This window comes from Streptomyces sp. HUAS MG91, from assembly GCF_040529335.1.
Lineage (GTDB): Bacteria > Actinomycetota > Actinomycetes > Streptomycetales > Streptomycetaceae > Streptomyces > Streptomyces tabacisoli.
On sequence record NZ_CP159534.1, the window covers coordinates 7,723,184 to 7,749,867 of the forward strand.

A 26,684-nucleotide genomic window follows, 5' to 3' on the forward strand; every position below is an offset into this window, starting at 1 on the left:
TGGCGTCGATTCGGCCCGGGTCGGGCCTTTTCGGGCAACGCCCGTATACCCAAGACGCTCGTTGGGAATCGCACAAGGGTGCGTCCGGGGGTGAGGGCGCCTCGACCGCCCCGGAGAAAACCTGTTGTCCGCCGGGTCACCGAGCGCACACGATGGGTTCATGAGAACGACGGGGGAGCGCGCGTGAGCGCCCGGCTGCGGGAGCTCGCGCAGCGCACGGAGGAGATCGTCGCCACGGGGGAGTACGTCACGGGGGACGGGCGCACGATCCACCTCGCCGACGCGGTGGCACGGGCCCGGGAAGGGACCGGCGTGTACGGTCCCGGCCCGGTGGCCGTGCCGCCCGCGCCGGTCGTGGCGGCGCCGACGGTCGAGGTCACGGGGGAGAGCAGCCTCGACGCGGCGCGCCGGATGACGGGGGAGCGGGCGGAGCGGATCGCGGTGCTGAACTTCGCGTCCGCCCGCAACCCCGGCGGCGGCTACCTGAACGGGGCACAGGCCCAGGAGGAGGCCGTCTGCCGCGCCTCGGCGCTCTACACCTGCCTGCTCGAAGCGCCGGAGTTCTACGACCACCACCGGGCCGACCGGGACGTCTTCTACACCGACCGGGTGATCCACAGCCCCGGCGTGCCCGTGTTCAGGGACGACCGCGGCCGGCTCCTCGACGAGCCCTTCCAGGTGGGCTTCCTGACCTCACCCGCGCCGAACGCCGGAGTGATCGCGAGCCGCACCCCCGAGCGGGTCGGCCGGATCCCCGCCGCCCTGGCGAGCCGCGCCGAGCGCGTCCTGGAGGTCGCGGCCCTGCACGGCTACCGGCGCCTCGTGCTCGGCGCGTGGGGCTGCGGCGTCTTCCGCAACGACCCCGAGCAGGTCGCGCGGGCCTTCGCGGACCTGCTGGAAGGCCGCTTCCACGGCCGCTTCGAGCAGGTCGTCTTCGCGGTCCTCGACCGCACGAAGGACGCGGCGACCCGCTCGGCGTTCGAGCGGGTCCTCACCGGCCCCCGGCAGCAGGCCGCTCAGCGCCAGCCGTAGCGCTCCCGCAGCCGCAGCACCACCGTGTTGAACCGGCCGCGGTCCAGGGCGCACGCCTCGCGCCGCATCCCCTGGTCGTGCACCCGCAGCACCCGGTCGAGATCCACCCACGAGTCCCGGCCGTCCCGGTCCCAGGGCCCGGAGCCGAGCGCCACCCACTCGCGGTCCTGGTCGTGCCGCTTGCTCGACAACTGCACGGCCAGCAGCGTCCCGGCCGCCTCCCGGGCCACGACGAGCACGGGACGGTCCTTGCCGCGCCCGTCGTTCTCCTCGAAGGGCACCCACGTCCAGACGATCTCGCCCGGGTCGGGGTCGCCGTCGTGCGCGGGCGCGTACTCGGTGCGCACCGGACCCACCCGGCGCGGCTCGGCCTCCACCGTGGCCGTCGCCCCGAAGCGGCCGGGGTGCTCGTTCGCGGAATCATCCGTAAAGGCAGTCACCCGGGTCACGTTAGAGCCTGGACGGCCCAATCCGTGCGGCGGGTCCACCGGACGCCCCGCAGGCTCGGCACATGGCACGACGACGCATACACCGCACCGCCCTGACCGCACTCCCCGCGCTGCTGCTCCTGACCGGCGCCCTCGCGCCCGGCGCCGCACGGGCCGACGACGCCCCGGCCCCGCCGCGCACCGTCTCGGCCTGGCTGCCGTACTGGGACCAGGAGAACGCCTACCAGGACGCCCTGGCGCACGCTGGCCAGATCCGCACCATCAGCCCCTTCTGGTACGAGACGAAGTCCGCGACCCGCGTCGACGGCCATCCCGGCGCGGGCGAGCGCCGCATCGTCAACGGCCTGCACGACAAGGGCATCCAGGTCGTCCCGACCGTCATGGAACAGATGAAGCCGGGCACCCTCGGCGCCGTCATGACCAGCCCCGCCCGCCGCGCCGAACACATCGACGCGCTCCTCGCCGTCGTCCGCAGCCGCGCCTACGACGGCATCGACCTCGACTACGAGACCATCGCCCCGAGCCCCGACGCCACCTACCGCGCCGTGCGCACCGGATACGCCGACTTCGTCACCGATCTCTGTGCCCGCCTGCACGGCCTGCGCAAGCAGTGCTTCGTCACCGTGTCCCCCAAGACCCGTACCAGCGGCCGCGTCTGGGACTACGAGCGGCTGGGCGCCGCCGCCGACCGGCTCCGGATCATGGCGTACAACCTGCACTGGGCCGAGGGCGCGCCCGGCCCGCTCTGCACCCCGCAGTGGTACGACGAGATCCTGGCCACGGCCACCGCCCAAGTCCCGCGCGCCAAGCTGGAGATGGGGATCCCGGCCTACGGCTGGAACTGGGCGGTCGGCGACAAGTCCCGCGCACAACACGTGACATGGAAGGACGCCGAGGCGCTGCGCCGCAAGGAGAAGGCGCCGTACACCCTCGATCCCGACTCCAGCACCCCGCACTTCACGTACAAGGACGGCACGACCCGGCGCACCGTCTGGTACCAGGACGCGCGCGGCACCGCGGCCCACCTCGCCGTGCTGCGCACCCACGGCGTCCCGAACACGGTGCTGTGGGCGCTGGGCTTCGAGGACCCGGACGTGTGGAAGGTCCTCGCCGACGGCTAGGCACTCCAAAGCCCGTCAGGAGGAGGCGTGTTGAGCGCGTACGGCACGGAGTGCCCGCCCGGGGCCCGGTGCGGGCACGCCTTCTGCAAGGATGCCGTACGTCATGGTGGAGAAACCGCAGATACCCAGTCAACAGCCCGCATCCGCCGAGCCCCCGGGCCCGCCCCGCAGCTCGGCGCCCACCAGCGCGGACGTCGCGCGCCAGGCCGGGGTCTCGCGCGCCACCGTCAGCTATGTCCTGAACAACACCAGCGCCGTACGGATCAGCGAACCGACCCGGCGCCGCGTCCACGAGGCCGCCAGGGAACTCGGCTACGTCCCGCACGCCGCCGCCCGCAGCCTGCGCGCCGGGCACACCCGCATCGTCCTCATGCCCGCGCCGGACGTGCCCGTCGGCACCCTGTACAGCGGATTCCTCAACGAGTTCCAGTGGGCGCTGAGCCGGTTCGACTACACGGCGGTGCAGTACGGGAGCGTGGGCGTCGGCGGCGACGACGCGGCCCGCGCCTGGGCCGAGCTGCGGCCCGTCGCCGTCCTCGCCCCGGCCGGCATGGGCCGGCGCGGCATCGGCATCCTCCAGCGGTCCGGGGCCAGAGCCGTCATCACCCTCGGCGCCGAGCCGGTCGAGGGGGCGCACGCCCTGATCGCCGACCACCGCGCCGTGGGCCGGGTCGCGGCACACCATCTGCGGGAGCGCGGGCACCGCCGGATCGGCGTGCTCATGCCGCGGGAGGAGGGCCTGGACGCGTTCGCCGTACCCCGCCTCGCGGGCGTCCGGGAGACCGGCGTCGAAGCGGTCGCGCTGCCGGTCGCCTACGACGAGGAAAACGCCGCTCAAGTCGTCGCGCACATAAGAGAGTTGGGGCTCAGCGCCGTCTTCGCCTACAACGACGAGTACGCGATGCTGCTGATGCGGGCACTGCAGGACGCGGGCGTCGCCATCCCCGACGACGTCGCCGTCGTCGGCGCCGACGATCTGATGCTCGGCCGGCTGCTGCGGCCCCGCCTGACGACCGTCCGGCTCGCCCTGCCCTCGGGGCAGGAACTGGCGGAGTTCGTCGACCGGCTCGTGCGCACCCCGCCCGCCGGGCCGGAGATCAGGGACGTCCTGGACGCGAGCCTGGTGCGGCGCGAGTCGGCCTGACCCGCGCCGCACCCCGCCCCGAAGGGCTCAGGCCCCGTCGGGCTGCTGTCCCTGCTGAGCCTGCTGCTCGGCGACGGACTTGCGGACCTCGTCCATGTCCAGGTTGCGGGCCTGGCCGATCACGTCGTCCAGGGCCTCCTGGGGGAGCGCGCCCGGCTGGGCGAACACGGCCACCTGGTCACGGACGATCATCAGCGTGGGGATCGACTGGATCCCGAAGGCGGCGGCCAGCTCGGGCTGCGCCTCCGTGTCGACCTTGCCGAAGACCAGGTCCGGGTTGGCCTCCGCGGACTTCTCGTAGACCGGGGCGAACTGCTTGCAGGGGCCGCACCAGGACGCCCAGAAATCGATCAGCACGAACTCGTTCTCCGTGACCGTCTGATCGAAGTTCTCCTTCGTCAGCTCCACAGTGGTGCTGCTCATGGTGTTTCCCTCTTCCTGCTTCCTGGGTTCGGGGCGAAGCCGTAGGGGGCAATGCCTTCGTGCACAACCGTCCGGATGCCGGACGTATTCCGCGCCCATACCCATGTGGCCCGCACGCACACCTACGACCACACTGGGCGTCATGACACATGCCACGGATACCACGAACGACCACGCGTACGACGTTGTAGTGCTGGGGGCGGGGCCGGTCGGGGAGAACGTCGCCGACCGGGTGCGGGCCGGCGGCCTGAGCGCGGCGATCGTGGAGAGCGAGCTGGTCGGCGGCGAATGCTCGTACTGGGCGTGCATGCCCAGCAAGGCGCTGCTGCGCCCGGTGATCGCGCGCGCCGACGCCCGCCGGGTGCCGGGACTGCGCCAGGCCGTTCAGGGCCCCCTCGACACCGCCGCCGTACTCGCCCACCGCGACGACTTCACCTCCCACTGGAAGGACGACGGCCAGGTCGGCTGGATCGAGTCCATCGGTGCCGACCTCTACCGGGGGCACGGCCGCCTCGACGGGCCCCGCCGGGTCACGGTGACCGCCGAGGACGGCACGGTGACCGTGCTCACCGCCCGGCACGCCGTCGCGGTCTGCACCGGCACCCGCGCCGCCCTGCCCGAGCTGCCGGGCCTGCCGGAGGTCAAGCCCTGGACCAGCCGGGAGGCGACCAGCGCCGACCATGCGCCCGGACGGCTGATCGTCGTCGGCGGCGGGGTCGTCGCCACCGAGATGGCCACGGCCTGGCAGGCGCTCGGATCGCAGGTCACGCTGCTGGTACGCGGCGGTGGCGTGCTGGACCGGATGGAGCCGTTCGCCGGGGAACTGGTCGTCGACGCCCTGCGCGAGGCCGGGGCCGAGGTGCGCACCGGCGTGTCCGTGACCGCGGTCGAACGCACGGACGGCACGGTTTCGGCCACGCTCACCGACGGGACGGTCCTTCAGGCGGACGAGATCCTGTTCGCGACGGGGCGCGCCCCGCGCACCGACGACATCGGCCTGGACACGGTCGGGCTGGCCCCCGGCTCCTGGCTGACCGTGGACGACAGCCTCCGCGTCGAGGGCAGCGACTGGCTGTACGCGGTCGGCGACGCCAATCACCGGGCGCTCCTCACCCACCAGGGCAAGTACCAGGCCCGGATCGCGGGCGCCGCCATCGCCGCCCGCGCGGCCGGCGTGCCGCTCCTGGAGACCGACCGCTGGGGCGCCCACGCCGCCACCGCCGACCACGCCGCCGTCCCGCAGGTCGTCTTCACCGACCCCGAGGCGGCGAGCGCGGGCCTGACCCTCGCCGAGGCCGAGGCGGCGGGCCACCGCGTCCGGGCCGTCGACTACGACCTGGCCAACGTGGCCGGAGCGGGCCTCTACGCCGACGGGTACACCGGCCGTGCCCGCATGATCGTCGACCTGGACCGCGAGGTGCTGCTCGGCGTCACGTTCATCGGCCCCGGCGTCGGCGAACTCATCCACTCGGCGACCGTCGCGATCGCCGGCGAGGTGCCGATCGAACGGCTGTGGCACGCGGTGCCGGCGTACCCGACCGTGAGCGAGGTGTGGCTGCGGCTGCTGGAGACGTATCGCGGCTAGCGGGATCCCGGGTCGGCGGTTGCCGGAGTGGCACCGGGGTCGCACGCTTGTCCTGAGAAGGAGCGTGATCGTCGTGGCCCGCAACCGCCGACTCATCCTGAGCCCGCCCGCCGAGGTGTGGCGGCTGCTGTCCGACGGCCATCGCTACGGGGAGTGGGTGACCGGGAACCAGCAGGTGCTCGGGGTGGACCCCGATTGGCCCGCCGTGGGCACCGCGCTGCGGTTCCGGGTCGGCATCGGCCCGCTGACCACGGACGACGTCAGCATCGTCCGGATCTGCGAGCCGGAGCACCGGCTGGAGCTGGAGGCGAAGGCGGACCCGTTCGGCGCCGCCCGTGTCGCCATGAAGCTGATCCCGTGGGGCGAGCACACGCTGTTCGTCCTCGACTGGCATCCCCTGCGGGGACCGGGCACCCGGATGCACGGCCTGCCCGTGGACTACCTGGTCAAGGTGCGCAACGGCATGATGCTCACCAAGCTGGCGAGGATCGCGGTGGCCGAACGGGCGGCCACCGCGCACAGGCCCTAGGTCGTGTCCGCAAAGTCCCTCCGTCCGCCCGGAGGGCGGGCCTCGCGGCGTCTGGTGCGTGCTCTCGGCGTGCCGGGTGCAAGGCCTCGTACTGGACGTACTCGGCCTTACGCCCGGTGCGGCGAATGGGGTCTCCCCTGCTCGAGCGAAGTTCGAGAGCTTGGGGAAGCGTGCCAGGCGTCGCGAGGCAGGAGGGACTTTGCGGACACGGCCTAGTTCTGCTTGCTGCCGCTCCTAGTGCTGCTGCGGCTTCTGCGGGGTCGCCTCGGTCGGCCGCACCACCACGAACCCCTCGCCCTCCAGCATGAGCTGGACCGCCTCCCCGGACCCGCCCCGGATCATCGACCCGATGGACTGCGAACGGTGCAGCGACGTCCGCAGAGCCGCGGTCCAGCCGACCACCGCGTCCGTGTCGACGTACACCGGCTGCTGCGGCGACACCGGCAGGACCAGCGGATTGCCCTCGCAGACCAGGCCCAGCCGGCCATGACCCGAGAACACGCTGTTGAACAGGCCGCCGCCGCTGATGCCGGCGCCCTTCACCGTCTTGATGTCGTAGGACAGCGTGGGGTCGAAGCAGAGCACGTTGCGGCCGTTGACCGTGAACACGTCGCCGGGTTCGAGGTCCACCACGAACACGTTCTGCGCCTCCTGCGCGAACCAGGCCTCGCCGCGCCCCTTCACCTTCATCAGCGCGAGGCCCTCACCGGTGACGGCACGCTTCAGCATGCCGCCGACGCCCTGGCCCTTGCGCTCGAACTGCAGATTCCCCCGGTAGGCGATCATCGCCCCCTGTCGCGCCATCATCTCGCCGTCGATGACATACCGGATCGACTTGGCGTTCTGAACGGACATGCCCGGCGCCACCGCGGCCTGCACGACGAACTCACTCGCGAAAAGATCACCCTTCATCCGGGCATGGTGTCCCGGAGGGACTCGTTCCGACAAGGTGCGTCGCGATATCCGTGCTGGGACGCCGCCGACGCCCGGGCGTGCAGGCGCACCGGACGCCGGCGACGAGCGAGATGAGCGGGCGGGGTAGAGCCCGCTGACTCACCCCGTACTACCGGCCCAAGTGGGCTGCCGGATGCACCCGTTGGGGAACGAGTTCGACTTTTCTCGGGAGGCCGATCGCGAAGAACCGTTCGCGAAGAACTCTTCTGTCCCTGGTGCTGCTCGCCCGACTGCGGGTGCCCGACGTACCGGCGCCGGCCGCGCACGCGCACTCCTCCTGGTCCCAACTCCGGGACGGGCTGCGTTACTTGGCGGGGCGTCGCTCTCTCGGGCGGCTCGTCGCCGTCATCGGGCTCGGCGAGATGTGCTTCAGCGGCCCCGTCGGCGCCGCGCTGGTCCTGCCCACCGACGAACGCGGCTGGCAGCCCGGCACCCTGTCGCTGCTGCTCGGCGCGTTCAGCGTGGCGGGCGCCGCGGCGGGCCTCGCGCTCACCCTCGTACGCCGTGTGCCCGCGCCGCGCACCCTGCTCGCCGCGAGCCTGACCGCCACCGGTGCGCTCGTCGCCGCCCTCGGGCTCGCCCGGCCGGGGCCCGGCGCCGCCGTCGCCCTGTGCGCGCTGCTCGGCGCCGCGAGCGGAGTCCCCATGGTCCTCGGCCACGCCCTGCTCCAGCAGTGGACCGAACCCGCCTACACCGGCCGGGTCACCTCGGTCACCGCGCTGTGCACCCTCGGGCTGAGTCCGCTGCTGCTGCCCCTCGCCGGGCTGGTCGCGGCGGCCCGGGGCGCCGGGGTGTTCCTCGCCGGATGCGGCGCGGTCTGCCTGCTGGCCGCCGCGCTCGCCCTGTCACTGCCGGCGGGCCCGCGCGCGTGACGCCTGCTTCACGGCCTTGAGGATCACGAACTTCGGTCCACCGGCGACGAGTTCACTTTTCCCGAACAGCCGGCGCAGCTTGACGTGATAGCCCAGATGCCGGTTGCCGACCACCCACAGCTCACCGCCGGGCGCCAGCGCGGCCCGGGCCTGCGCGAACATCCGCCAGGCCGTCGCGTCGGTCGTCGCCTGGTGCGAGTGGAAGGGCGGGTTGTTCAGGACGAGGTCGACGCTGCCGTCCGGGACCCCCTCCAGACCGTCGGCGGTCCGGAACCGCGCCGTGCCGTCCTCGACGTTCGCCCGGTACGTGGCCCCGGCCGACGCCACCGCCTGGTACGACTCGTCGGTGAACAGCACCTCGGCGCCGGGGTGGGTGAGCGCGGCCGTCGTCCCCACCACCCCGTTCCCGCAGCCGAGGTCGACGATCCGACGGGCGCCCGTGGCCCGCGGCAGGTGTTCGAGGAAGAAGCGGGTGCCGATGTCGAGGTGCTCGGCGCAGAACACTCCGGCGTGGTTGACGACCGTGCGGCCCGCCAGCGGCCCGATGCCGTCGGGCAGCCCGTACTGGTGGGGCCAGGGGTTCGGGCCCGGGGCCAGGGACGGGTCGGGCGTGCTGAAGATCAGCCGCGCCTTCTTCTCGGCCAGCGAGGTGCGGGTCGGGCCGATGATCCGTTCGAACAGCTGGAGCGTCGAGGTGTGGATCTCCTTGACCATGCCGGTGCCGACGACCACCGTGTCCGCGTGGACGGCGGGCCGCAGCCGGTGCAACTGGTCCTCCAGAAGCGCCAGGCTCTTCGGAACCCGCACGAGCAGCACGTCGGCCCGGCTCGGCGGGGCGTCCTGCGTCGTCAGCAGCGTCGGTCCCGAGAGGGCGTTGCGCTCCAGGTTCGCCCGCGTGGCCTCGCGGCCGAGGTAGGAGTCCGAGATCAGTGTCGGCGCGCCGCCGCCCGCCCCCGCGAGTGCCGTGCCCAGGGCGCCCCAGCGGTCTCCGACGACCACGACGGACCCGGACAGATCGACGCCCTGCTCGGCGAGGTGCCTCAGCAGATAGGCGTCGGCCGCGTCCCAGGCACGCAGCGGGTCGCGCGGGTCCTCGGGGTGGCGGGTGAGGGCCAGGTCGGACCAGGGGGTGGTCAGGACGGGTGCGGGGGCGGCCTTGTCGGTGCGGTGGTTCATCGTCTCGCAAGGCTAGCCGAGGTCACGGGGCCGTCCGGCCCCGGCTCACGGCGGTGCGGCCGGGCTCGCGCTCCGGCCGCACCGCCGCGGATCAGTCCTCCGGGAAGTCCCCGGCGAGCGCCGCCGCCATCCGCAGGTGCGGGGCCGCCTCGGTGTCCCGGCCCTGCCGCTCCAGGGTGCGGCCGAGCATCAGCCGGGCGTAGTGCTCCACCGGGTCGCGCTCCACGATGGTGCGCAGCTCGGCCTCGGCGCGCCGCAGTTGCGCCGAGTGGTAGTAGGAGCGGGCCAGCAGCAGACGCGGGGCGACCTGCTCCGGGACCTCCGCGACGAGACCGTCCAGGATCCGGGCGGCGGTCGCGTACTCCTTGGCGTCGAAGAACATCCGCGCCCGCTCCCAGCGCTCCGCGGCCGTTCCGTGCGAGTAGTACTTCTGCTGCTCCACTGTTGCCTCCTTCGCGGCCGTCAACAGGGTGGACCCCCGGCATATTCCGCGGACCCGCACGGGTCAGGCGAGGCCCGCCCGCAGCGCCGCCTCCAGCTCGAAGCGGGCGTCCGGATCGGCGAGCTGGGTGCCGAACAGGCGCTGGAGGTGATGCAGCCGCTGCCGGGCGGTCTGCGGATGGATCGCGAGGCGCTCGGCGAGCTCCGGGGCGCTGCCGTGCGGCGTCTGAAGATGGGCGAGCAGGGTGTGCGCGAGCCGGTCGCGCTGCTTCGGGGTGAGCGCCTCCAGCGGGGCGAGCCGCCGGGCCGCCATGAGCCGGACCAGCGGGGGATCGGCGAGCAGCAGCAGATCCGTGAGCCGCCCGTCGGCGTCGGCCCTCTCGCCCGCCGCGGCGTGGGCGTGCAGCGATCGGGCCCAGCGCAGCGAGTCGGCGGCCTGCCGCAGCGGCACGGCCGGTCCCGCGGCACCGGCCCGGTCGTGCAGCACCTGCCGCAGCCGGGGGTCGGCGAACAGCTCCGCCGGATCGGGCACGAGCAGACACGGCGCGGGCCCGTCGAGATCGGCGAGCACCAGGGAGGGCAGCCGCAGCCCGTGCGACGACCCACCGGGGAGCGAGCCGGGCGTTCCCACCGCGCGCGGACCCGGACCCGGACGGCCCGGGCTCAGGGCGACCGCCGCCACCGTCTTCGGCAGCGGCCACTCCGCGTCCCGCGCCGCCTGCCGCAGCACGTCGTCGGACACGGGTTCCGCCCGTGTCGTGCGCGGAGGGGGACCGGGGGAGAGGTCGGACGCGACCAGCAGGGTGAGCAGTCGGTGCCGGCGGCGGCCGAGCGTGCCGGCCGCGTCGGCCTGGGCGCGGGCGTACGCGGCGACGGACGCGGCCGCGATCTCGTCGATGTGCGTGAAGGCGGTCTCCGCGAGCTGCGCCACCGCGTCCGTGGCGAGCGAGAGGCGACGTGCGACGCGCACATAGCGGCGCCACGCGACCCGGCCGCCGAGCCGGTACGCGGCCTGGAGCGCGTCGAGGCTGCGGCCCTCGGACAACTCGCCGCGGCCCAGGGCCCGGTAGACCGGCAGCCGCTCCGCGTCGAGTTCCCCGCCGCCCTCCTCCACCCGGTCGACGAATTCCGCGAGAGCGGTTTCCACCCCGTTCTGGATGGCGGCGCCGAACTGTCCCGACAACGGGCGGGAGAATTCCGGGATCTGACGGCGGATTTCATGAATGATCTCGGCGGCCAGAGTGCGGTTCTCCTTGCGGAGTTCCGCCGCGAGCCGCTGCGGAAAGACCGCCCACGCGCCTCCGAAGCCCGGCGCACCGGCCGCACCGGTAGCGTTCATGACCCACCTCAACGTCCGTCCGTCCAGCCGAGTATGAGCCGGTGTTACTCACGGGTCAAGATGTTGACGGCATGTCGAACAGCACCGCCGGTGGGTCGCTCACCAGCGATATTGTGGGCCGTTCGGGTGGTAGATCCGACAAAGCACTCACATGGGTGACATCTTCGGTGGCGGCCGCCCGCCGAATCCTGGCACCGTCCTGCGCGCCTCACGAATCCCCCTGCCCACACCGTTGCCGTGGCCCCGGACTCCTTCTAACTTCTCGCCGTCCGACGCCGCGAATCGCGCGGTATTCCAGAACAAGGGACGGTACTGGAAATGAGACACACGATTTTCGGCGCGGTCGCCGCGAGCGCCCTCGGGATTTCTGGGCTCCTCGCTTTCGGTGCTCCGAACGCCTCGGCGGCCGACGGCGCCCGGCCGGTCGAGTACAACTTCACCAGCGGATTCCTGAAGGGATTCCTGCAGGCGGGCCAGGCCCCCGACGGAGCCAACGACTGGGCGTGCAGGCCGAGCGCCGAGCACCCGCAACCGGTCGTCCTCATCCACGGCACGCTGGAGAACATGAACGACAACTGGCGCGGCGCGGCGCCCCTGTTGGCCAACAACGGGTACTGCGTCTTCGCCTTCAACTACGGCACCGACAGCGACACAGGTGCCGTCCAGGGCACCGGGCCCATGAAAGACAGCGCGGCGAAGCTGGGCACCTTCGTCGACAAGGTGCGGGCTGCCACGGGTGCCGCCGAGGTCGACCTGGTCGGGCACTCGCAGGGCGGCGGCCCGATGCCGCGCTACTACCTGAAGAACGACCCGGGCGCCGCGGGCAAGGTCGGCAAGCTCATCGGCATCACCCCGTCCAACCACGGCACCACCCTGAGCGGCATCACCCAGCTCGGCAGCGCCCTGCATCTGCTGGAGCCGGCCAACGACCTGCTCACCAAGACCAGTCCGGCGCTCGTCGAGCAGGAGGTCGGCTCGGACTTCAACAAGCAGCTCGACGCGGGCGGTGACACCGTGCCCGGCGTCGACTACACGGTCATCGCCAGCAAGTACGACGAGGTCGTCACGCCCTACACCAACAGCTATCTGACGGCGGTCCCGGGCGCGACGGTCCGCAACATCCGCGTCCAGGACGGCTGCGCGCTCGACCTCACCGATCACCTTGAAGCCGCGTACGACCCGATCGCCCTCACGTACGTCCTGAACGCGCTCGACCCGGCGCATCCGCGACCGGTGAAGTGCCGGACCGTGCTCCCGCTCACCGGTCCCGTGGGCCCGGTCGGCTAGGGCCTGTCCGGCGGGGCGGGGCCGTTCGCGGGCCCCGCCCCGTGCGTCGCGTCACAGGGATTCGGCCGCGCGCTCCGCAACCCGCTCCCCGGATTCCGGGCGGGTCGGGCCGTCGGCCGGTGCGGCGCCGCGCAGCGCCGCCTCGACCCGGCGGTTGCTGGTCATGGTGGCCGTGACGGCGGTCATCGTGAGGAGGAGTCCGGCGGCGGCGAAGAGCGGGGTGCGCACGTCGTACGCGGTGGCCAGCCAGCCGCCGAGGAAGGCGCCGAACGGGGCGGCGCACATGGCGAGCATGCGGGAGGTCGAGGCGACCCGGCCCATCAGGTGGGCGGGAACGATCGTCTGCCGGAGGGAGGGCGCGAGCACCATCGTGGCGCCCATGCCCGCCCCGCACACGGCGAGCGCGAGACCGGCGGCGTACGGGTTCGGGGAGGCCGCGAGCCCGAGGACGGCGAGTCCCTCGACGGCGGCCGTGCAGGTGAGCGCGGCGCCGGTGCCGAGGCGGCGGCCGAGGAAGGAGGCGATGCCCGCGCCGAGCAGACCGCCGGCGGCCTCCGCGGTGAGGAGCAGACCGAAGCCGAGGCTGCCGATGCCGAGACGGTCGTGCGCGAAGAGGGCGAGGACGGTCTCCACGGCGAGGAAGGCGATGTTCCCGACCGCCGGACGCAGCGCTAGCCCGAGCAGCAGCCGGTCCCGGAACACGTAGGAGGCGCCGGCCCGTGCCTGCCGCAGCAGCGACTCGCGGGCCTGCGGTACGGGCCGGTGCGCGGCGGGCAGCGACCGTACGAGCAGTGCGGAGAGCGCGAACGACACCGCGTCGACGAGCAGCGGGACCGCTCGCCCGAGCGCGAGCAGGGCACTGCCCGCGGGCGGCCCGGCGAATCCGGAGGCGGCGGTCTGGGCGCCGCGCAGACGGGAGTTGGCGCGCTCCAGGAGCACGGGGTCGCGGCCGAGCAGGTCCGGCAGATAGGCCGTGGCGGCCGTGTCGAAGAAGAGTCCGCCGAGACCGAGCAGGAAGGCGACGGCGGCGAGCAGCGGGATGCTCAGCACGTCGAGCGCGGCCGCTGCCGCCGGTGTCGCGAGCAGCACGGCACGCGCCGCGTCCGTGATCCACATCGTGCGCCGGCGGTCCCAGCGGTCCACGAGCGCGCCGCCGAGCACTCCGAAGAGCACCCACGGCAGCGTTCCGGCGGCGGTGACGACGGCGAGCGCCATCGGATCCCGGGTCAGCGTCAGCGCGATCAGCGGCAGCGCGGCGTGCGACACCCCGTCGCCGAGCGAGGACACGGTCTGCGCGGTCCACAGCCGTCCGAACCCGGTCGGCAGTCTTCGTGTGTTCGAGGTCATTCGGTGTCCCCTCCGGTCTGCTCGGGCGATGCGGGGTGGAACAGCGCGAAGACCAGCGACGTGTCCGGCAGCGACGGATCGGACAGCCCGCGGTACTCGACCGCCAGTGCCTCCAGCCGCGCCCCCAGCTCCGCGAACTGCTCGTCGGTGAGCCGCAGATGCGCCATCCCCACGTGCCGCTCTCCGTCCGCAGGCGACGCCTCCAGGTCGGCCACCGCGTGCCGCATCAGCACATCCGGGCCTCCTTCGCCCGGATCCGGCAGCACGATCGACCGCGCGGCCATGGCGTAGTACCGCTCGGTGACGCCCCGGACCTTCCGCGTCCGCACCACCTTGACCAGGCCGGCCCGTTCGAGCAGCCGTACGTGATAGCTGGAACTGCCCTTCGCGAGGCCCACCCGCGCGGCGATCTGCGTGATCGTCGCGGGCTCGAAGCGGAGCACGGCCATGATCCGGTGGCGCGTGAGGTTGGAGACGGCGCGCAACTGTTCGTCGGTGGTGACGTGGAACGTCTCGGGAGTGTCGTCTGCTGGCATGTCCACAATGGTCAACGTTTCTTGACCATTGGGCAAGGGGATTGCGCTCTGTGTCTGAAAATCGCCCTTCCCGTCGCGGGCGGACCCTCTCACCGGGCGCGGGGGTGATGTTTCGGGACAGGGGGTGCCCGGGGCAGGCTGGGGCCATGGACACCACGGACGGATCCGCCGGATCGACGGACGACGACGGCCCCGCGCACCGGCTCCTGCCCGGCGCCCCGGAATCGCCGGTGATCCTCCATGTGCCGCACGGATCCCGCACGATCCCGCCGGACGTGCGCTCCGGGATCGTCCTCGACGACGCGGCCCTGGAGCGCGAACTGGACCTGATCACCGACGCGCACACCCAGGAGATCGCCGCCGTCGCCGCCCGGGCCGCGCCCGTGACGCCCTGGCGCTTCGTCAACGAACGATCCCGGCTGGTCGTCGACCCCGAACGGTTCCCCGACGAGCGCGAGGAGATGCGCGCGGTCGGCATGGGCGCCGTCTACACCCGCACCACCCACCGCACGCCGCTGCGTCCCGAACCCGCCCCGGACGAAGCCGCCCTCCTCGCCCGCTACTTCGAGCCGTACGCGCGGGCGATGACCCGGGCGGTCGCGGACCGGCTCGCCGCGACCGGCCGCGCGGTCGTCGTCGACGTGCACTCCTATCCGAGCCGCGTCCTGCCCTACGAACTCCACGGCACCGGCCCCCGGCCGCCGGTCTGCCTCGGCACCGACCCCTTCCACACACCGGACGCGCTCCTCGCCCACGCGCGCGCGGCGTTCGCACCGCTCGGCGAGTGTGGCCTGAACACGCCGTTCGCGGGCACGTACGTACCGTTGGACCACTACGGCACCGACCGGCGGGTCACCGCCGTGATGCTGGAACTGCGGCGCGATCTGTACGTGGACGAACCCGTCACCCCGCACCGGGGGCTCCACGCGGTGGCGGCAGCCCTGACCGACCTGATCCGGAAGGTGACCGGTGACCCTGTCTGAACCGCCCGAGAAGCGGCCCTTCCTCTACGTCGTCGTGTGCGCGGCCGGTGCCGCCGACGGCATCGGCAAGCTGATCGGCCCGGCGCGGGAGGCCGGCTGGGACGTCGGCGTGATCGCGACCCCGACGGCCGCCGACGGGTTCTTCGACGTCGCGGCGGTGCGGGAGCAGACGGGCCGACCCGTCCGCGCGGCGTCCCGCAGGCCGGGCACCCCGCGCCCGTTCCCGCCCGCCGACGCCGTGGTGGTCGCCCCCGCCACCTTCAACACCCTCAACAAATGGGCCGCGGGCATCGCCGACACCCTCGCCGTGGCCACGCTCTGCGAGGCCTGCGGCGCGGGCGTGCCGGTCGCCGCCGCCCCCTGCGTCGGCGAGCAACTGGCCGCGCACCCGGCCTACCGGGACAGCCTGCGCCGACTGCGGACGATGGGCGTCCGGTTCACGGAGGGCCCGTTCGGCTGGGAGGCGGCGACGGATCTGCTGACCGGGCTGCGGGCGCGCGCGGCGGCTCAGGACTCCTGAGCGGCCTCCTGCGCGATCCGGTCGAACTGCGCCGCCATCGCCGCCTGCAGCGCGTTCGCCCCCGACAACGGCCGCACCATGACGGTGAACTCGTCGATCAGCCCCGCGTCGTTCACGTGCAGGAAGTCGCAGCCGGTCAGCTCCCGGTCGCCGACCCGCGCCGCGAAGACCAGCGCGTGGTCGCGGCCGCCCGCGTCGTGGATCTCCCGTACGTAGTGGAAGTCCTCGAAGACCCGGGTCACCCCGCGCAGGATCGCCGCGGTGATCGCCTTGCCCGGGTACGGCTTGAAGACCACCGGGCTGGTGAACACGACGTCGTCGGCGAGCAGCGCCTCGATCGCCGCGTGGTCGTTCGCCTCCACGGCCTTGCGGAACGCCTCCATGGCGACACCTCTCCTGATCCCCGGGCCACCGGCTCACCCGTACTCAACTAATTGAATAAGTGTGGATGAAAGTAATCGCATCGCTGTACGGTGTCCAGATGTCTCTCAGATACGCGGTGCTCGCGGCCCTGCTGGAGGGTGAGGCGTCGGGCTATGACCTGGCGAAGATCTTCGATGTGTCCGTGTCCAACTTCTGGGCCGCGACGCCCCAGCAGCTCTACCGCGAGCTGGAGCGGCTCGCCGCCGACGGCCTGATCCGGGCGCGCGTCGTCCCCCAGGAACGCAGGCCGAACAAGCGGCTGTTCACGCTCACCGCCGACGGCCGCGCCGACCTCGCCGCCTTCACCGCCAAGGAGCCGCGGCCCATGGCGGTGCGCGACGAGCTGCTGGTGAAGGTGCAGGCCGTGGACGTCGGCGACACGGCCGCCGTGCGTGCCCACATCGAGGAGCGCATGACGTGGGCGACGGGCAAACTCGCCCGCTACGAGCGCGTCCGCGCCCACCTCCTGCACGGCATGACCGAGGCGGAGTTCCTGCGCGACGGCGAGCGGGTCGGCCCGTACCTGACACTGCTGCGCGGCATCTCCCTGGAGGAGGAGAACCTCCGCTGGGGCCGCCGCGCCCTGGAGATCCTGGACCTGCGCACGGCACGGGCGGAGCGATGAACCCTTCCGACCAGCCGGTGCCCCCTGCCTCCTATCTGCGCTACGTGGCGCTCGGCGACAGCCAGACCGAGGGCGTCGGTGACGGCGACGACACGACCGGGCTGCGCGGCTGCGCCGACCGCCTCGCCGAACGGCTCGCGGAGCTCGACCCCGGCACGCGGTACGCGAACCTCGCGGTGCGCGGCCGCCTCTCCGGGCAGGTGCGCGCCGAGCAGCTTCCGCCCGCGCTCGCCCTGCGCCCCGACCTGGCGACGGTCGTGGCCGGGGTCAACGACCTGATGCGGCCGTCCTTCGACGCCGACGAGACGGCCGGCCACCTGGAGGCCATGTTCGCGGCGCTGACCGGGGCGGGCGCCAAGGTGGCCACGGTGACCTTCCCCGACGTCGGCCGGATGATCCCGGTCGCGCGCCCGCTCGCCGGCCGGATCACCGCCCTCAACGCACGGATCCGGGTCGCGGCCGAACGCCACGACGTCGCCGTCGCGGAGACCGCCCACGCACCGGTCTTCACCGACACGCGGCTGTGGGCCGCCGACCGGCTGCACGCGAGCCCGCTCGGCCACGCCCGGATCGCGGCCGCGGTCGCCGACGCCCTCCGCCTGCCCGGCAGCGACGACTCCTGGACCTTGCCGCTGCCCCCGCGGCCCGCCCCGCCGCACACGGCGACGGCCGAACTGCGCTGGCTCGCCTCGTACCTGGGGCCGTGGCTCGGCCGGCGGCTGCGCGGCAGATCCTCCGGCGACGGGCGCCGCGCCCGGCGCCCGCAGCTGCTTCCCGTCAGCCTCGCGGAAGGGTGACCAGGGACTCCGGCGTCAGATCGGCGAGCGTCGGATAGCCGTCCACGGCCATCGTCAGATCGGCCTCGGCGAGCAGCGAACGCAGCACGTGCACGATGCCGTCCTCACCGCCCACCGCGAGCCCGTACGCGTACGGGCGCCCGACGCCGACGGCCGTCGCGCCCAGCGCGAGCGCCTTCACGACGTCGGCGCCCGAGCGGATGCCGGAGTCGAAGAGCACCGGCATGCCGTCGGCCGCCTCGACGACGCCGGGCAGCGCGTCGAGCGCCGCCAGGCCGCCGTTGGCCTGGCGGCCGCCGTGCGTCGAGCAGTAGATGCCGTCCACGCCGCCGTCCCGGGCGCGGCGCACGTCCTCCGGGTGGCAGACGCCCTTGAGGATCAGCGGCAGATCGGTGAGCGAGCGCAGCCACGGCAGATCGTCCCAGGTGAGCGGGTTGCCGAAGATGCCCACCCACGATCCGACGACGGCCTGCGGATCGTCGGACGGGGTCAGCTCCCTGAATCGCGGGTCCGAGGTGTAGTTGGCGAGACAGTGGCCGCGCAGCTGCGGGAAGTTCGCGGTCGACAGGTCGCGCGGGCGCCAGCCCGTCACCCAGGTGTCCAGGGTGACCACGATGCCCTTGTAGCCGGCCGCCTCGGCCCGCTTCACCAGGCTCTCGGCGAGCGCCCGGTCGGTCGGCGTGTACAGCTGGAAGAAGCCGGGTGTGTCACCGAACTCGGCGGCCACGTCCTCCATCGGGTCCACGGTCAGCGTCGACGCCACCATCGGCACCCCGGTGCGCGCCGCGGCCCGCGCCGTCGCCAGATCCCCGTGGCCGTCCTGCGCGCACAGCCCGATCACCCCGACCGGCGCCATGAACAGCGGCGACGCCAGCCGGTGCCCGAACAGTTCCACGGACAGGTCCCGCCGGGCCGCGCCCACCATCATCCGCGGCATCAGCCCGTACCGCCCGAAGGCCTCCACATTGGCCCGCTGTGTCCGCTCGTCCCCGGCGCCCCCGGCCACGTACGACCAGATCGACGGCGGCAGCGCCGCCTCGGCCCGCCGCTCCAGCTCCCCGAACTCCATGGGGAGCGTGGGGACGACACCGCGCAGTCCGTCGAGGTAGATCTCGTACTGGTAGTCGCCGAACTGCGGGCTCATGAGGGACCTCTTTCTGCCTGTCGGTGGAGAGCGAAGCCCAATCTGCCAGCAGAGACGTGCCAGGGAAAGAGATCATTTCGCGGTGGTGGCGAACGCCACGGACCGGGCGAAGATCCGCTCCACCTCGTCCGGGGCCAGGCCGTACCAGCCGTGATCGGCACCGGCGACCGTGTGCAGTTCCACCGGCGCCCCGGCCTCCCGCAGCGCCCGCGCGAGGTCCCGTCCGTGCGAGCACGCCACCATCGTGTCGGCCTCGCCGTGCACCACCAGGAACGGCGGAGCGCCCCCGTGGACCCGATGCACGGGGCTCGCGGCGACGGCGGCCTCCGGCACGTCCCGGGGAGCCGCGCCCAGCAGCAGTGCCTCCGGCGTCGCCGGGTCGGCGGGGTCGAACGGCGGCCGGGGCGTCGTCAGATCGGCGGGCCCGTACCAGACCACCGCCCCGGCCAGCCGCGGCGCGTCGTGCGTCAGCGCGAGCAGCGCGGCCAGGTGCCCGCCCGCCGACTCGCCCCACACCACCGTGCGCGCCGGATCGACGCCCAGCTCGGCCGCCCGGACACCGAGCCAGCGCAGCGCCGCCCGCAGATCGTCCAGCGGCGCGGGGAACAGCGCCTCGCCGCTGAGCCGGTAGTCGACGCAGGCCACCGCGAGACCGGCCGCCGCGAGCCGCTCGAAGGGGCCCGGGGCCCAGGCGCGCGTGGTCACTCCCATGTCGTCGCGCTGCCCGCGCCGCCACGCCCCGCCGTGCACGAACAGCACCAGGGGAGCGGGGCCCGGCGCGCCGGGCAGCCACAGGTCCAGCTCCAGCGGGCGCGCGCCGTCGGGAACCGCGTACGGCACACCGCGCAACAGGCGCGTACCGTGCGGGCGTTCGGCGGCGGGCGGCAGCGGGGCGACGTCGGGATGCGGGGCGGCGATCAGCGCCCGCAGCTCACCCGGCGTCACCGGTCGCGCCACTGGTGGTCCGGCAGGAAGCGCACGTCGAACTGCTCGCGCACCGAGCCGAACTTGTGCTGCTCCGGCACGAACGGCTCGGCAGGCAGGCCGAGTTGCTCCGTCGGTGTGCCCAGCGTCTCGAAGAACCGCTCGAAGGTGTGGCCGGGGCCCGCCGCGACGCCGACGATCTGCGTGTGATGGCGCTCCATGCGGTAGGCGTGCGGGCAGTTCTTCGGTACGAAGCCGAAGTCGCCCGGCGTCAGGACCCGTTCGCTCTGCTCGCCCTCGGTGTCCTCGACGAAGAGCCGGACCGCTCCCTGCGTCACGTAGAACACCTCGTGCGTGTCCGCGTGCACGTGCGCCGGGATGATGTCGCCCCGCGGGCCCTCGACCGTGAAGAAGTTGAAGGTGTTCTCCGTCTGCTCGCCGCCCGCGTAGACCGTGATCAGATCCCCGAACAGATGGGCGCGGTCGCCCTCGCCCTTCTCGATGACGTACGGCTTCGACGGATCGGCCGGGATGCGGGAGGCGGCGCGGTACCGCGTCGCGAACTCCATGGTCATGTCTGTCCACCCTCCGTGCGTCAGGCTGCCTGACGAATAATGTCAGGTAGCCTGACATGCGGTGCGGGTGGCGGGCAAGGGCCGCCCGCGAGGTGGGAGGAACCCGTGACCGAGGCCCGACGCGATCTGCCGCAGCTTCTGGGGGAGGCCCGGCGCTGGTTCGAGGACGGACTGCTCGCCGCGCTGGAGGCGGGCGGGGTGCCGGCCGTCACCCCGGCGCAGGTGCAGCTCTTCGCCGCGCTCGACGCCGACGGCACCACCGTCGCCGAACTCGCCCGGCGCACGGGGGTCACCCGGCAGACCGTCCACCAGGCCGTGCGCTCGCTGGTCGCCGCGGGGCTGCTGGAGCAGGTCGCCGACCCCGCCTCCGCACGGCAGCGCCTCGTCCGGCGCACCCCCGCGGGGCGGTACGCCCACGACAGGGCCCGCCGCGCGCTCCGCCGCCTGGAGGGACAGCTCGCCCAACGCATCGGCGAGGAAGCCCTCGACGCGCTGCGGTCGGCGCTGGAAGCGCCCTGGGGAGACCCGCCCGGCCGCCGCTGACGGCGCCACGCACCCCGCTTCGCCCCTCCCGGGCCCGCCGAAACCCGCGCCCAGTCTGTGCGAACAAAATCGTTGACAATTCTGTTCGCCTAGATTTAGCGTCGACAGGCACTCACTCAGGGAGGGCAGATGCCGAAGGAAGCCCGTCCAGGCTCCGGAGAGCAGGCCAAGCAGTACGCGCTGGAGCGGCTCCGGCGGTCGATCCTGCGCGGCGAGATGGCACCGGCGCAGCGGCTGGTGGAGAACGAACTCGCCGAGCAGTACGACGTCACCCGCGCCAGCATCCGCGCCGCACTGCTCGACCTCGCCGCCGAAGGGCTGGTCGAGCGGATCCGCAACCGCGGGTCACGAGTGCGCGTGGTCACGGTGCAGGAGGCCGTGGAGATCACGGAGTGCCGGATGGCACTGGAGGGGCTGTGCGCGGCCAAGGCCGCCGAGGTCGCCACCGACGCCCAGCTCGACGAGCTGACCGGCCTCGGCACCGCCATGTCGAAGGCGGTCGCCGAGGGCGACCCGATCACGTACTCCGAACTCAACCACGAACTGCACGCCCGGATCCGGGACATCTCCGGCCAGCAGACGGCCGTCGGTCTCCTGGAGCGGCTCAACGCCCAACTGGTACGCCACCGCTTCCAGTTGGCGCTGCGCCCGGGACGTCCGCAGCAATCCCTGAGTGAGCACCTGGCGGTGATCGACGCGATCCGCGCCAGGGATCCGCAAGCGGCCGAGACGGCCGTCCGCGCCCACCTCAGCAGCGTGATCGCCGCTCTGCGCGACGACTGAACCGCTCCTGGGGCAGGCGCACACCTGTCACCGAGGAGATGCAGCATGACCAACGGCCAGGGCGCGCCCGCCGCCACCCCACGTTCGACACTGGTGATCACCGCGCACGCCGGGGACTTCGTGTGGCGGGCCGGCGGTGCCGTCGCCCTCGCCGCCGCCCGCGGCGAGAAGGTCACCATCGCGTGCCTGACGTTCGGCGAGCGCGGCGAGTCCGCCAAGGCCTGGCGCGAGGGGAAGAAGCTCGACGAGATCAAGGCACTCCGCCGCGACGAGGCGGAGCGCGCCGCCGCCGTGCTCGGCGCCGAGGTCCGCTTCTTCGACGCCGGCGACTACCCGCTTCTCGCCACCGCCGAACTGACCGACCGGCTCGTCACCGTCTACCGCGAGACCCGGCCCGACGTGGTGCTCACGCACCCGGTCGAGGACCCCTACAACGGCGACCACCCGGCCGCCAACCGCATGGCCCTGGAGGCCCGCGTCCTCGCGCAGGCCATCGGCTACCCCGGCGAGGGCGAGATCATCGGCGCCCCGCCCGTCTTCTACTTCGAACCGCACCAGCCCGAGATGAGCGGCTTCAAGCCCGAGGTCCTGCTCGACATCACCGAGGTCTGGGAGACCAAGCGCACGGCCATGGAGTGCCTGGCCGCGCAGCGGCACCTGTGGGACTACTACACCGATCTGGCGGTGCGCCGCGGTGTGCAGCTGAAGCGGAACGCCGGGCCCAACCTGGGGCTCGCCCACACGACCATGGCCGAGGCGTACATGCGCCCGTACCCGCAGATCGCGAAGGAGCTCGCCTGATGCCCGGCATCATCGTCACCGACCCGCCCAAGGCCGAGGCGAAGGACGTCGAGGCGCTCGCCGGGTACGGCGTCGCCACCGTCCACGAGGCGCTGGGCCGCACCGGACTGCTCGGCCACCACCTGCGCCCCAACCAGCGGGACACCCGCGTCGCGGGCACCGCCGTGACCGTCCTGTCCTGGCCCGGCGACAACCTCATGATCCACGCGGCCGTGGAGCAGTGCGGTCCGGGCGACATCCTCGTCGTCACCACCACCTCCCCGTCCACCGACGGCATGTTCGGCGAACTCTTCGCCACCGCCCTGAAGCGGCGCGGAGTGCGCGGCATCGTCACGGGCGCCGGCATCCGCGACACCGCCGAACTGCGCGCCATGGGCTTCGCCGCCTGGTCGGCGGCCGTCTCCGCGCAGGGCACCGTGAAGGCCACCGGCGGCAGCGTCAACGTCCCCGTCGTGCTCGGCGGGGAGACGATCCGCCCCGGTGACGTGATCCTCGCCGACGACGACGGCGTGGTGGTCGTCCCGCGCGAGCGGGCCCAGGAGGCCGCCGAGAAGTCGCGGGCCCGCGAGGACAAGGAGGCCGCCACGCGGGCCGCCTTCCACGAGGGTCAACTCGGCCTGGACCGGTACGGATTGCGGGAGACCCTGCGACGGCTCGGCGTCGAGTACCGGACGTACGAGGAGCACACCGGGGCCGGCTCGTGACCGGCCCGGCCGAGCTGCGCTGCATGCTGATGCGCGGCGGCACCTCCAAGGGCGCGTACTTCCTCGCCGGCGACCTGCCCGCCGACCCGGCCGACCGGGACGCGCTGCTGCTGCGCGTCATGGGCAGTCCCGACCCGCGCCAGATCGACGGGCTCGGCGGCGCGCACCCTCTGACGAGCAAGGTCGCGGTGGTGTCCAGGTCGGCCGACGCCGACGCGGACGTCGACTATCTCTTCCTCCAAGTCGGCGTCGACCGGTCTGAGGTGTCGGACCGTCAGAACTGCGGGAACCTGCTCGCGGGCGTCGGTCCGTTCGCCGTCGAGCGCGGAATGGTGGCCGCCGGGCCGCACGAGACCTCCGTACGGATCCGCATGGTCAACTCCGGCGACCGCGCCACGGCGACCTTCCCGACGCCCGGCGGCCGGGTCGACTACACGGGCGACGCGGAGATCTCCGGCGTGCCGGGCGCCGCGGCGGCCGTCGTCGTCGAATTCCCGCCGGGGGAGAGGGCGTTGCTGCCCACCGGCCACGTCCGCGACACCGTCGCCGGCACCGAGGTCACCTGCGTCGACAACGGCATGCCGACCGTGCTGATACCTGCCGACGCTCTCGGGGTCACCGGCTACGAGACACCGCAGGAGCTGGAGGCGGACGGGAGACTGGCCGCCCGGCTGCACGACATCCGGCTCGCGGCGGGGGAGTTGATGGGGCTCGGCGACGTCGCGACCGCCACCGTCCCCAAGCTGACCCTGCTCGCGCCGCCCCGGTACGGCGGCGCGGTCACCACCCGCACCTTCATCCCGGTCCGCTGTCACACCTCCATCGGCGTGCTCGGCGCCGCGAGCGTGGCCGCCGGAATCCGGATCGACGGCAGCGTGGCCGCCGGGATCGGCGCACCGCCCGCCGACGGCGACCGGCTGCGGATCGAGCACCCCACCGGATTCACCGACATCGAGAGCAGCCTCGGCCGCACCGCCGACGACTGCCCGCTGTCCCGCCGCACCGCCGTGGTCCGCACGGCCCGCAAGATCTTCGACGGCACCGTCTTCCCCAGGTCCGCCACGACGGCGCCCCTGCCCGCCCCGACCCCAGGAGGTCACCGATGACCCCGCCGCTCGGCGACATCGCCCATATCGGCCACGCCCAGCTGTTCACCCCGGACCTGGACGCCTCCGTCGCCTTCTTCACGGACTTCCTGGGCCTCACCGTCAACGGCGAGGACGGCGACACCGTCCATCTGCGCACCTTCGACGACTACGAGCACCACAGCCTGGTCCTCACCGCCCGCGAGCAGCCGGGACTCGGCCGGCTCGCCCTGCGCACCTCCAGCGAGGAAGCCCTGCGGCGCCGGGTGGAGGCCGTCGAGAATGCGGGCGGCACGGGCCACTGGACCGAGGACGAGCCCGGCCTCGGCAAGCTCTACGTCACCACCGACCCCGACGGCCACGAACACGCCCTGTACTGGGAGAGCGAGCACTACCGCGCCCCCGGCGCGCTGAAGCCCGCCCTCAAGAACCAGCCGCAGGCCAAGCCGAACCGGGGCGTCGGCGTCCGCCGCCTGGACCACGTCAACTTCCTCGCCGCCGACGTCCTCGCCAACGCCGAGTTCCAGCAGAGCGTCCTCGGGGCCCGACCCACCGAGCAGATCAGGCTCGACACGGGCCGGATCGCGGCGCGCTGGCTCACGTACACGAACAAGTCCTACGACGTCGTCTACACCGAGGACTGGACCGGCAGCGAGGGCAGGCTGCACCACATCGCCTTCGCCTCCGACACCCGCGAGGACATCCTGCGCGCCGCCGACCTCGCCGTCGACACCGGCGTGTTCATCGAGACGGGCCCGCACAAGCACGCCATCCAGCAGACGTTCTTCCTCTACGTCTACGAACCCGGCGGCAACCGCATCGAGCTGTGCAACCCGCTCACCCGGCTCGTGCTCGCCCCCGACTGGCCGCTCGTCACCTGGACCGAGGCCGAGCGCGCCAAGGGACAGGCCTGGGGCCTGAAGACCATCCGGTCGTTCCACACCCACGGCACCCCGCCCGTCCAGGCCTGACCCGCGCCTCCGGCCCCGGTGAGCGCCGGATCCCACCGGGGCCGAATTGTTTCCTGAGATTGTCAACAAAAGTGTTGACGAGGAGGCCGGGACTTCTTAGCGTCTACGCCACTCCCCACGCCGCACCGTCCCCACCCACGCCTTTTGCAGCCGGGGACCCGGATTCCCACCCGGGTCCCGCACGAGAGGAAACAACGATGTCCTCCTCCGCCACCTCCTCGCCCGCCCGGGCGGGCGGCGCCGCGGCACACAGAAGCCGCAACGCCGTCATCGCCCTGTGCTGGGCCCTCGTCCTGCTCGACGGCATCGACACCTTCATCTACGGCTCGGTCCTTCCGCACATGCTCGGCGGCAGGAGCCTGGGGCTCACCGACGCGACCGCGGGCACCATCGGCAGCTGGTCCACCTTCGGCATGCTGATCGGCACGATCCTGTCGGGCATGGCCTCGAACTGGATCGGCCGCCGCAACACGGTCCTGGTCAGCGTCGTCGTCTTCACCCTGGCCACGCTGGGCACCGGCTGGTCGCAGAGCTCCGGCCAGTTCGGCCTCTTCCGCCTGCTGTGCGGCTTCGGCCTCGGCGCGCTGCTGCCGATCGCGATCTCGTACGGCATGGAGTTCACCTCGCGCGGCCGCCGCGCCCTCGCCACCGGCGTCATCATGACCGCGCACCAGACGGGCGGCGCCCTGGCACCTCTCATCGCGCTGTGGCTGGTCGACGACTTCGGCTGGCGCTCGGCCTTCATCGCCTCCGCGATACCGGTCCTGATCCTGCTGCCGCTCGCCCTCAAGCTGCTGCCCGAATCGCCGACCAACCTGCTCACGCGCGGCCGCCGCGCCGACGCCGAGCAGCTCGCCGCGCGGTTCGGCACCGAGCTGCCCGAGGTCAAGGAGCGCGGCACCGACAAGCTCGACGCGCTGAAGAACCTGTTCCGGGGCGGCCAGTGGTCCACCACCCTGTGCTTCTGGCTGACGTCCTTCGCGGGCCTGCTGCTCGTCTACGGCGTCGGCCAGTGGCTGCCGAAGATCATGGTCGAACTCGGCTACAACACCGGCGACTCGCTGCTGTTCTCCACGTTCCTGAACGTCGGCGGCATCTTCGGCATGCTCATCGCCGGCCGCACCGCCGACCGGATCGGCCCGCGCAAGGTCGTCATCGCCTGGTTCACCCTGACCGCCGTCTTCGTCTACCTGATGGGCGTCGAGATGGCCGTCGGCATCCTCTACCTCGTGGTCTTCTTCGCCGGTCTGCTGCTCTTCTCCGGCCAGACGATGGTCTACGCGACCGTCGGCACCCACCACAACGACGAGGACCGGCCCACCGCCCTCGGCTGGGTCTCCGGCATGGGCCGCTTCGGAGCGGTCTTCGGACCCTGGGTCGGCGGTGAACTCCTCGCGGCGGGCAACGCCGACCTGGGCTTCACGATGTACGCCTGCGCGGCGGTGTTCGGCGCCGTGATGATGGCGTTCGCCGCGCTCACCATCAAGGCGCGCGCCAAGGGCCGGCAGGGCACCGCCCCGGCCGTCGCCTGAGAACACGGTGCCGGGCGCCCCTCGGCTCCGGGCCGAAGG

The 26,684-nt window shown here is 72.9% G+C and carries 30 protein-coding genes; 18 read left to right on the plus strand and 12 right to left on the minus strand.

All coding sequences use genetic code 11. The features are described from left to right. Nucleotides 1-183: 183 nt before the first annotated feature. Nucleotides 184-1,032 (plus strand): TIGR02452 family protein, encoded by an 849-nt coding sequence (locus ABII15_RS34890; RefSeq protein ID WP_353946276.1) that lies wholly within the window; start codon nucleotides 184-186, stop codon nucleotides 1,030-1,032. Here the strand turns inward: ABII15_RS34890 and ABII15_RS34895 are convergent. Continuing rightward, the gene (locus ABII15_RS34895; protein ID WP_353946277.1) at nucleotides 1,017-1,472 is read right to left on the minus strand and encodes a type II toxin-antitoxin system PemK/MazF family toxin; all 456 of its coding nucleotides are present in this window, start codon (nucleotides 1,470-1,472) and stop codon (nucleotides 1,017-1,019) included. The two genes, ABII15_RS34890 and ABII15_RS34895, sit on opposite strands and share 16 nt — an antisense overlap. A gap of 71 nt (nucleotides 1,473-1,543) precedes the next feature. Here ABII15_RS34895 and ABII15_RS34900 point away from each other — a divergent pair, with 71 nt between their 5' ends. Next, a complete protein-coding gene (locus ABII15_RS34900; RefSeq protein ID WP_353946278.1) occupies nucleotides 1,544-2,602 on the plus strand; it encodes a glycosyl hydrolase family 18 protein in 1,059 nt (352 codons plus the stop codon). 103 nt (nucleotides 2,603-2,705) lie between these two features. Further along, nucleotides 2,706-3,746 (plus strand): LacI family DNA-binding transcriptional regulator, encoded by a 1,041-nt coding sequence (locus tag ABII15_RS34905; RefSeq protein WP_353946279.1) that lies wholly within the window; start codon nucleotides 2,706-2,708, stop codon nucleotides 3,744-3,746. A 27-nt stretch (nucleotides 3,747-3,773) separates the two neighbouring features. Here the strand turns inward: ABII15_RS34905 and trxA are convergent, their stop codons facing one another. Then, complete coding sequence (gene trxA, locus ABII15_RS34910) at nucleotides 3,774-4,169, minus strand: thioredoxin (protein ID WP_353946280.1); 396 nt, start codon at nucleotides 4,167-4,169, stop codon at nucleotides 3,774-3,776. 142 nt (nucleotides 4,170-4,311) lie between these two features. Here trxA and ABII15_RS34915 point away from each other — a divergent pair, with 142 nt between their 5' ends. After that, nucleotides 4,312-5,754: an NAD(P)/FAD-dependent oxidoreductase gene (locus tag ABII15_RS34915; RefSeq protein ID WP_353946281.1), complete on the plus strand. Its 1,443-nt coding sequence runs from the start codon at nucleotides 4,312-4,314 to the stop codon at nucleotides 5,752-5,754. Nucleotides 5,755-5,827: 73 nt separating this feature from the next. Continuing rightward, nucleotides 5,828-6,283 (plus strand): SRPBCC family protein, encoded by a 456-nt coding sequence (locus tag ABII15_RS34920; RefSeq protein WP_353946282.1) that lies wholly within the window; start codon nucleotides 5,828-5,830, stop codon nucleotides 6,281-6,283. A 234-nt stretch (nucleotides 6,284-6,517) separates the two neighbouring features. Here ABII15_RS34920 and ABII15_RS34925 read toward each other — a convergent pair whose 3' ends face one another. Further along, nucleotides 6,518-7,195 (minus strand): AIM24 family protein, encoded by a 678-nt coding sequence (locus ABII15_RS34925; protein WP_353946283.1) that lies wholly within the window; start codon nucleotides 7,193-7,195, stop codon nucleotides 6,518-6,520. Between the two features lie 257 nt (nucleotides 7,196-7,452). On the opposite strand from ABII15_RS34925, the gene ABII15_RS34930 reads away from it, so the two are divergent. Then, the gene (locus ABII15_RS34930; RefSeq protein ID WP_353946284.1) at nucleotides 7,453-8,109 is read left to right on the plus strand and encodes an MFS transporter; all 657 of its coding nucleotides are present in this window, start codon (nucleotides 7,453-7,455) and stop codon (nucleotides 8,107-8,109) included. On the opposite strand, the gene ABII15_RS34935 is transcribed toward ABII15_RS34930, so the two are convergent. The 3 genes from ABII15_RS34935 to ABII15_RS34945 all read right to left on the minus strand — a co-directional run bounded on the left by ABII15_RS34935 (nucleotide 8,083) and on the right by ABII15_RS34945 (nucleotide 11,065). Then, nucleotides 8,083-9,246 carry a methyltransferase gene (locus tag ABII15_RS34935; RefSeq protein ID WP_353947299.1) on the minus strand — a complete coding sequence of 388 codons (1,164 nt, stop codon included), beginning with the start codon at nucleotides 9,244-9,246 and terminating at the stop codon, nucleotides 8,083-8,085. The genes ABII15_RS34930 and ABII15_RS34935 overlap by 27 nt on opposite strands. A 130-nt stretch (nucleotides 9,247-9,376) precedes the next feature. Beyond that, the gene (locus ABII15_RS34940; protein ID WP_351447213.1) at nucleotides 9,377-9,667 is read right to left on the minus strand and encodes a tetratricopeptide repeat protein; all 291 of its coding nucleotides are present in this window, start codon (nucleotides 9,665-9,667) and stop codon (nucleotides 9,377-9,379) included. A gap of 123 nt (nucleotides 9,668-9,790) precedes the next feature. Beyond that, entirely contained in the window at nucleotides 9,791-11,065 is a 1,275-nt protein-coding gene (locus ABII15_RS34945; RefSeq protein WP_353946285.1) for a helix-turn-helix domain-containing protein, read from the minus strand. Nucleotides 11,066-11,383: 318 nt separating this feature from the next. Between ABII15_RS34945 and ABII15_RS34950 the strand changes: the two genes are divergently transcribed. Further along, entirely contained in the window at nucleotides 11,384-12,352 is a 969-nt protein-coding gene (locus ABII15_RS34950) for an alpha/beta fold hydrolase (protein ID WP_353946286.1), read from the plus strand. 51 nt (nucleotides 12,353-12,403) lie between these two features. On the opposite strand, the gene ABII15_RS34955 is transcribed toward ABII15_RS34950, so the two are convergent. Together ABII15_RS34955 and ABII15_RS34960 are read right to left on the minus strand one after the other, a co-directional pair. After that, nucleotides 12,404-13,699 carry an MFS transporter gene (locus ABII15_RS34955; RefSeq protein ID WP_353946287.1) on the minus strand — a complete coding sequence of 432 codons (1,296 nt, stop codon included), beginning with the start codon at nucleotides 13,697-13,699 and terminating at the stop codon, nucleotides 12,404-12,406. Next, on the minus strand, nucleotides 13,696-14,235 hold the full coding sequence (locus ABII15_RS34960) for a winged helix-turn-helix domain-containing protein (protein WP_353946288.1): 540 nt from the start codon (nucleotides 14,233-14,235) through the stop codon (nucleotides 13,696-13,698). The genes ABII15_RS34955 and ABII15_RS34960 overlap by 4 nt, the downstream gene beginning before the upstream one ends. A 146-nt stretch (nucleotides 14,236-14,381) precedes the next feature. Between ABII15_RS34960 and ABII15_RS34965 the strand changes: the two genes are divergently transcribed. After that, a complete protein-coding gene (locus tag ABII15_RS34965; RefSeq protein ID WP_353946289.1) occupies nucleotides 14,382-15,218 on the plus strand; it encodes an N-formylglutamate amidohydrolase in 837 nt (278 codons plus the stop codon). Beyond that, a complete protein-coding gene (locus tag ABII15_RS34970) occupies nucleotides 15,211-15,738 on the plus strand; it encodes a flavoprotein (protein WP_353947300.1) in 528 nt (175 codons plus the stop codon). Before ABII15_RS34965 ends, ABII15_RS34970 begins: the two co-directional genes overlap by 8 nt. Here the strand turns inward: ABII15_RS34970 and ABII15_RS34975 are convergent. Further along, entirely contained in the window at nucleotides 15,726-16,121 is a 396-nt protein-coding gene (locus ABII15_RS34975; protein ID WP_353946290.1) for a nuclear transport factor 2 family protein, read from the minus strand. The two genes, ABII15_RS34970 and ABII15_RS34975, sit on opposite strands and share 13 nt — an antisense overlap. Nucleotides 16,122-16,219: 98 nt before the next feature. On the opposite strand from ABII15_RS34975, the gene ABII15_RS34980 reads away from it, so the two are divergent. Next, nucleotides 16,220-16,786: a PadR family transcriptional regulator gene (locus tag ABII15_RS34980; protein ID WP_353946291.1), complete on the plus strand. Its 567-nt coding sequence runs from the start codon at nucleotides 16,220-16,222 to the stop codon at nucleotides 16,784-16,786. Beyond that, entirely contained in the window at nucleotides 16,783-17,583 is an 801-nt protein-coding gene (locus tag ABII15_RS34985) for an SGNH/GDSL hydrolase family protein (RefSeq protein ID WP_353946292.1), read from the plus strand. The genes ABII15_RS34980 and ABII15_RS34985 overlap by 4 nt, the downstream gene beginning before the upstream one ends. On the opposite strand, the gene ABII15_RS34990 is transcribed toward ABII15_RS34985, so the two are convergent. The 3 genes from ABII15_RS34990 to ABII15_RS35000 all read right to left on the minus strand — a co-directional run bounded on the left by ABII15_RS34990 (nucleotide 17,564) and on the right by ABII15_RS35000 (nucleotide 20,226). Beyond that, nucleotides 17,564-18,727 (minus strand): alpha-hydroxy-acid oxidizing protein, encoded by a 1,164-nt coding sequence (locus ABII15_RS34990; protein ID WP_353946293.1) that lies wholly within the window; start codon nucleotides 18,725-18,727, stop codon nucleotides 17,564-17,566. The genes ABII15_RS34985 and ABII15_RS34990 overlap by 20 nt on opposite strands. Before the next feature lie 72 nt (nucleotides 18,728-18,799). Beyond that, on the minus strand, nucleotides 18,800-19,684 hold the full coding sequence (locus ABII15_RS34995; protein ID WP_353946294.1) for an alpha/beta hydrolase: 885 nt from the start codon (nucleotides 19,682-19,684) through the stop codon (nucleotides 18,800-18,802). Further along, nucleotides 19,669-20,226, minus strand: a complete 558-nt coding sequence (locus tag ABII15_RS35000) for a quercetin 2,3-dioxygenase (RefSeq protein WP_353946295.1) — start codon at nucleotides 20,224-20,226, stop codon at nucleotides 19,669-19,671. The genes ABII15_RS34995 and ABII15_RS35000 overlap by 16 nt, the downstream gene beginning before the upstream one ends. Nucleotides 20,227-20,331: 105 nt before the next feature. Here ABII15_RS35000 and ABII15_RS35005 point away from each other — a divergent pair, with 105 nt between their 5' ends. The 7 genes from ABII15_RS35005 to ABII15_RS35035 all read left to right on the plus strand — a co-directional run bounded on the left by ABII15_RS35005 (nucleotide 20,332) and on the right by ABII15_RS35035 (nucleotide 26,645). After that, on the plus strand, nucleotides 20,332-20,769 hold the full coding sequence (locus ABII15_RS35005) for a helix-turn-helix domain-containing protein (RefSeq protein ID WP_353946296.1): 438 nt from the start codon (nucleotides 20,332-20,334) through the stop codon (nucleotides 20,767-20,769). A 129-nt stretch (nucleotides 20,770-20,898) separates the two neighbouring features. After that, the gene (locus tag ABII15_RS35010) at nucleotides 20,899-21,552 is read left to right on the plus strand and encodes a GntR family transcriptional regulator (protein WP_353946297.1); all 654 of its coding nucleotides are present in this window, start codon (nucleotides 20,899-20,901) and stop codon (nucleotides 21,550-21,552) included. 45 nt (nucleotides 21,553-21,597) lie between these two features. Continuing rightward, nucleotides 21,598-22,353: a PIG-L deacetylase family protein gene (locus ABII15_RS35015; RefSeq protein WP_353946298.1), complete on the plus strand. Its 756-nt coding sequence runs from the start codon at nucleotides 21,598-21,600 to the stop codon at nucleotides 22,351-22,353. Continuing rightward, nucleotides 22,353-23,057, plus strand: a complete 705-nt coding sequence (locus ABII15_RS35020; RefSeq protein ID WP_353946299.1) for a 4-carboxy-4-hydroxy-2-oxoadipate aldolase/oxaloacetate decarboxylase — start codon at nucleotides 22,353-22,355, stop codon at nucleotides 23,055-23,057. The genes ABII15_RS35015 and ABII15_RS35020 overlap by 1 nt, the downstream gene beginning before the upstream one ends. Beyond that, nucleotides 23,054-24,163, plus strand: a complete 1,110-nt coding sequence (locus ABII15_RS35025) for a 4-oxalomesaconate tautomerase (protein WP_353946300.1) — start codon at nucleotides 23,054-23,056, stop codon at nucleotides 24,161-24,163. Before ABII15_RS35020 ends, ABII15_RS35025 begins: the two co-directional genes overlap by 4 nt. Further along, the gene (locus ABII15_RS35030; RefSeq protein ID WP_353946301.1) at nucleotides 24,160-25,113 is read left to right on the plus strand and encodes a VOC family protein; all 954 of its coding nucleotides are present in this window, start codon (nucleotides 24,160-24,162) and stop codon (nucleotides 25,111-25,113) included. Before ABII15_RS35025 ends, ABII15_RS35030 begins: the two co-directional genes overlap by 4 nt. 197 nt (nucleotides 25,114-25,310) lie before the next feature. Continuing rightward, nucleotides 25,311-26,645 (plus strand): aromatic acid/H+ symport family MFS transporter, encoded by a 1,335-nt coding sequence (locus tag ABII15_RS35035; RefSeq protein WP_353946302.1) that lies wholly within the window; start codon nucleotides 25,311-25,313, stop codon nucleotides 26,643-26,645. The last annotated feature ends 39 nt before the right edge of the window (nucleotides 26,646-26,684 follow it).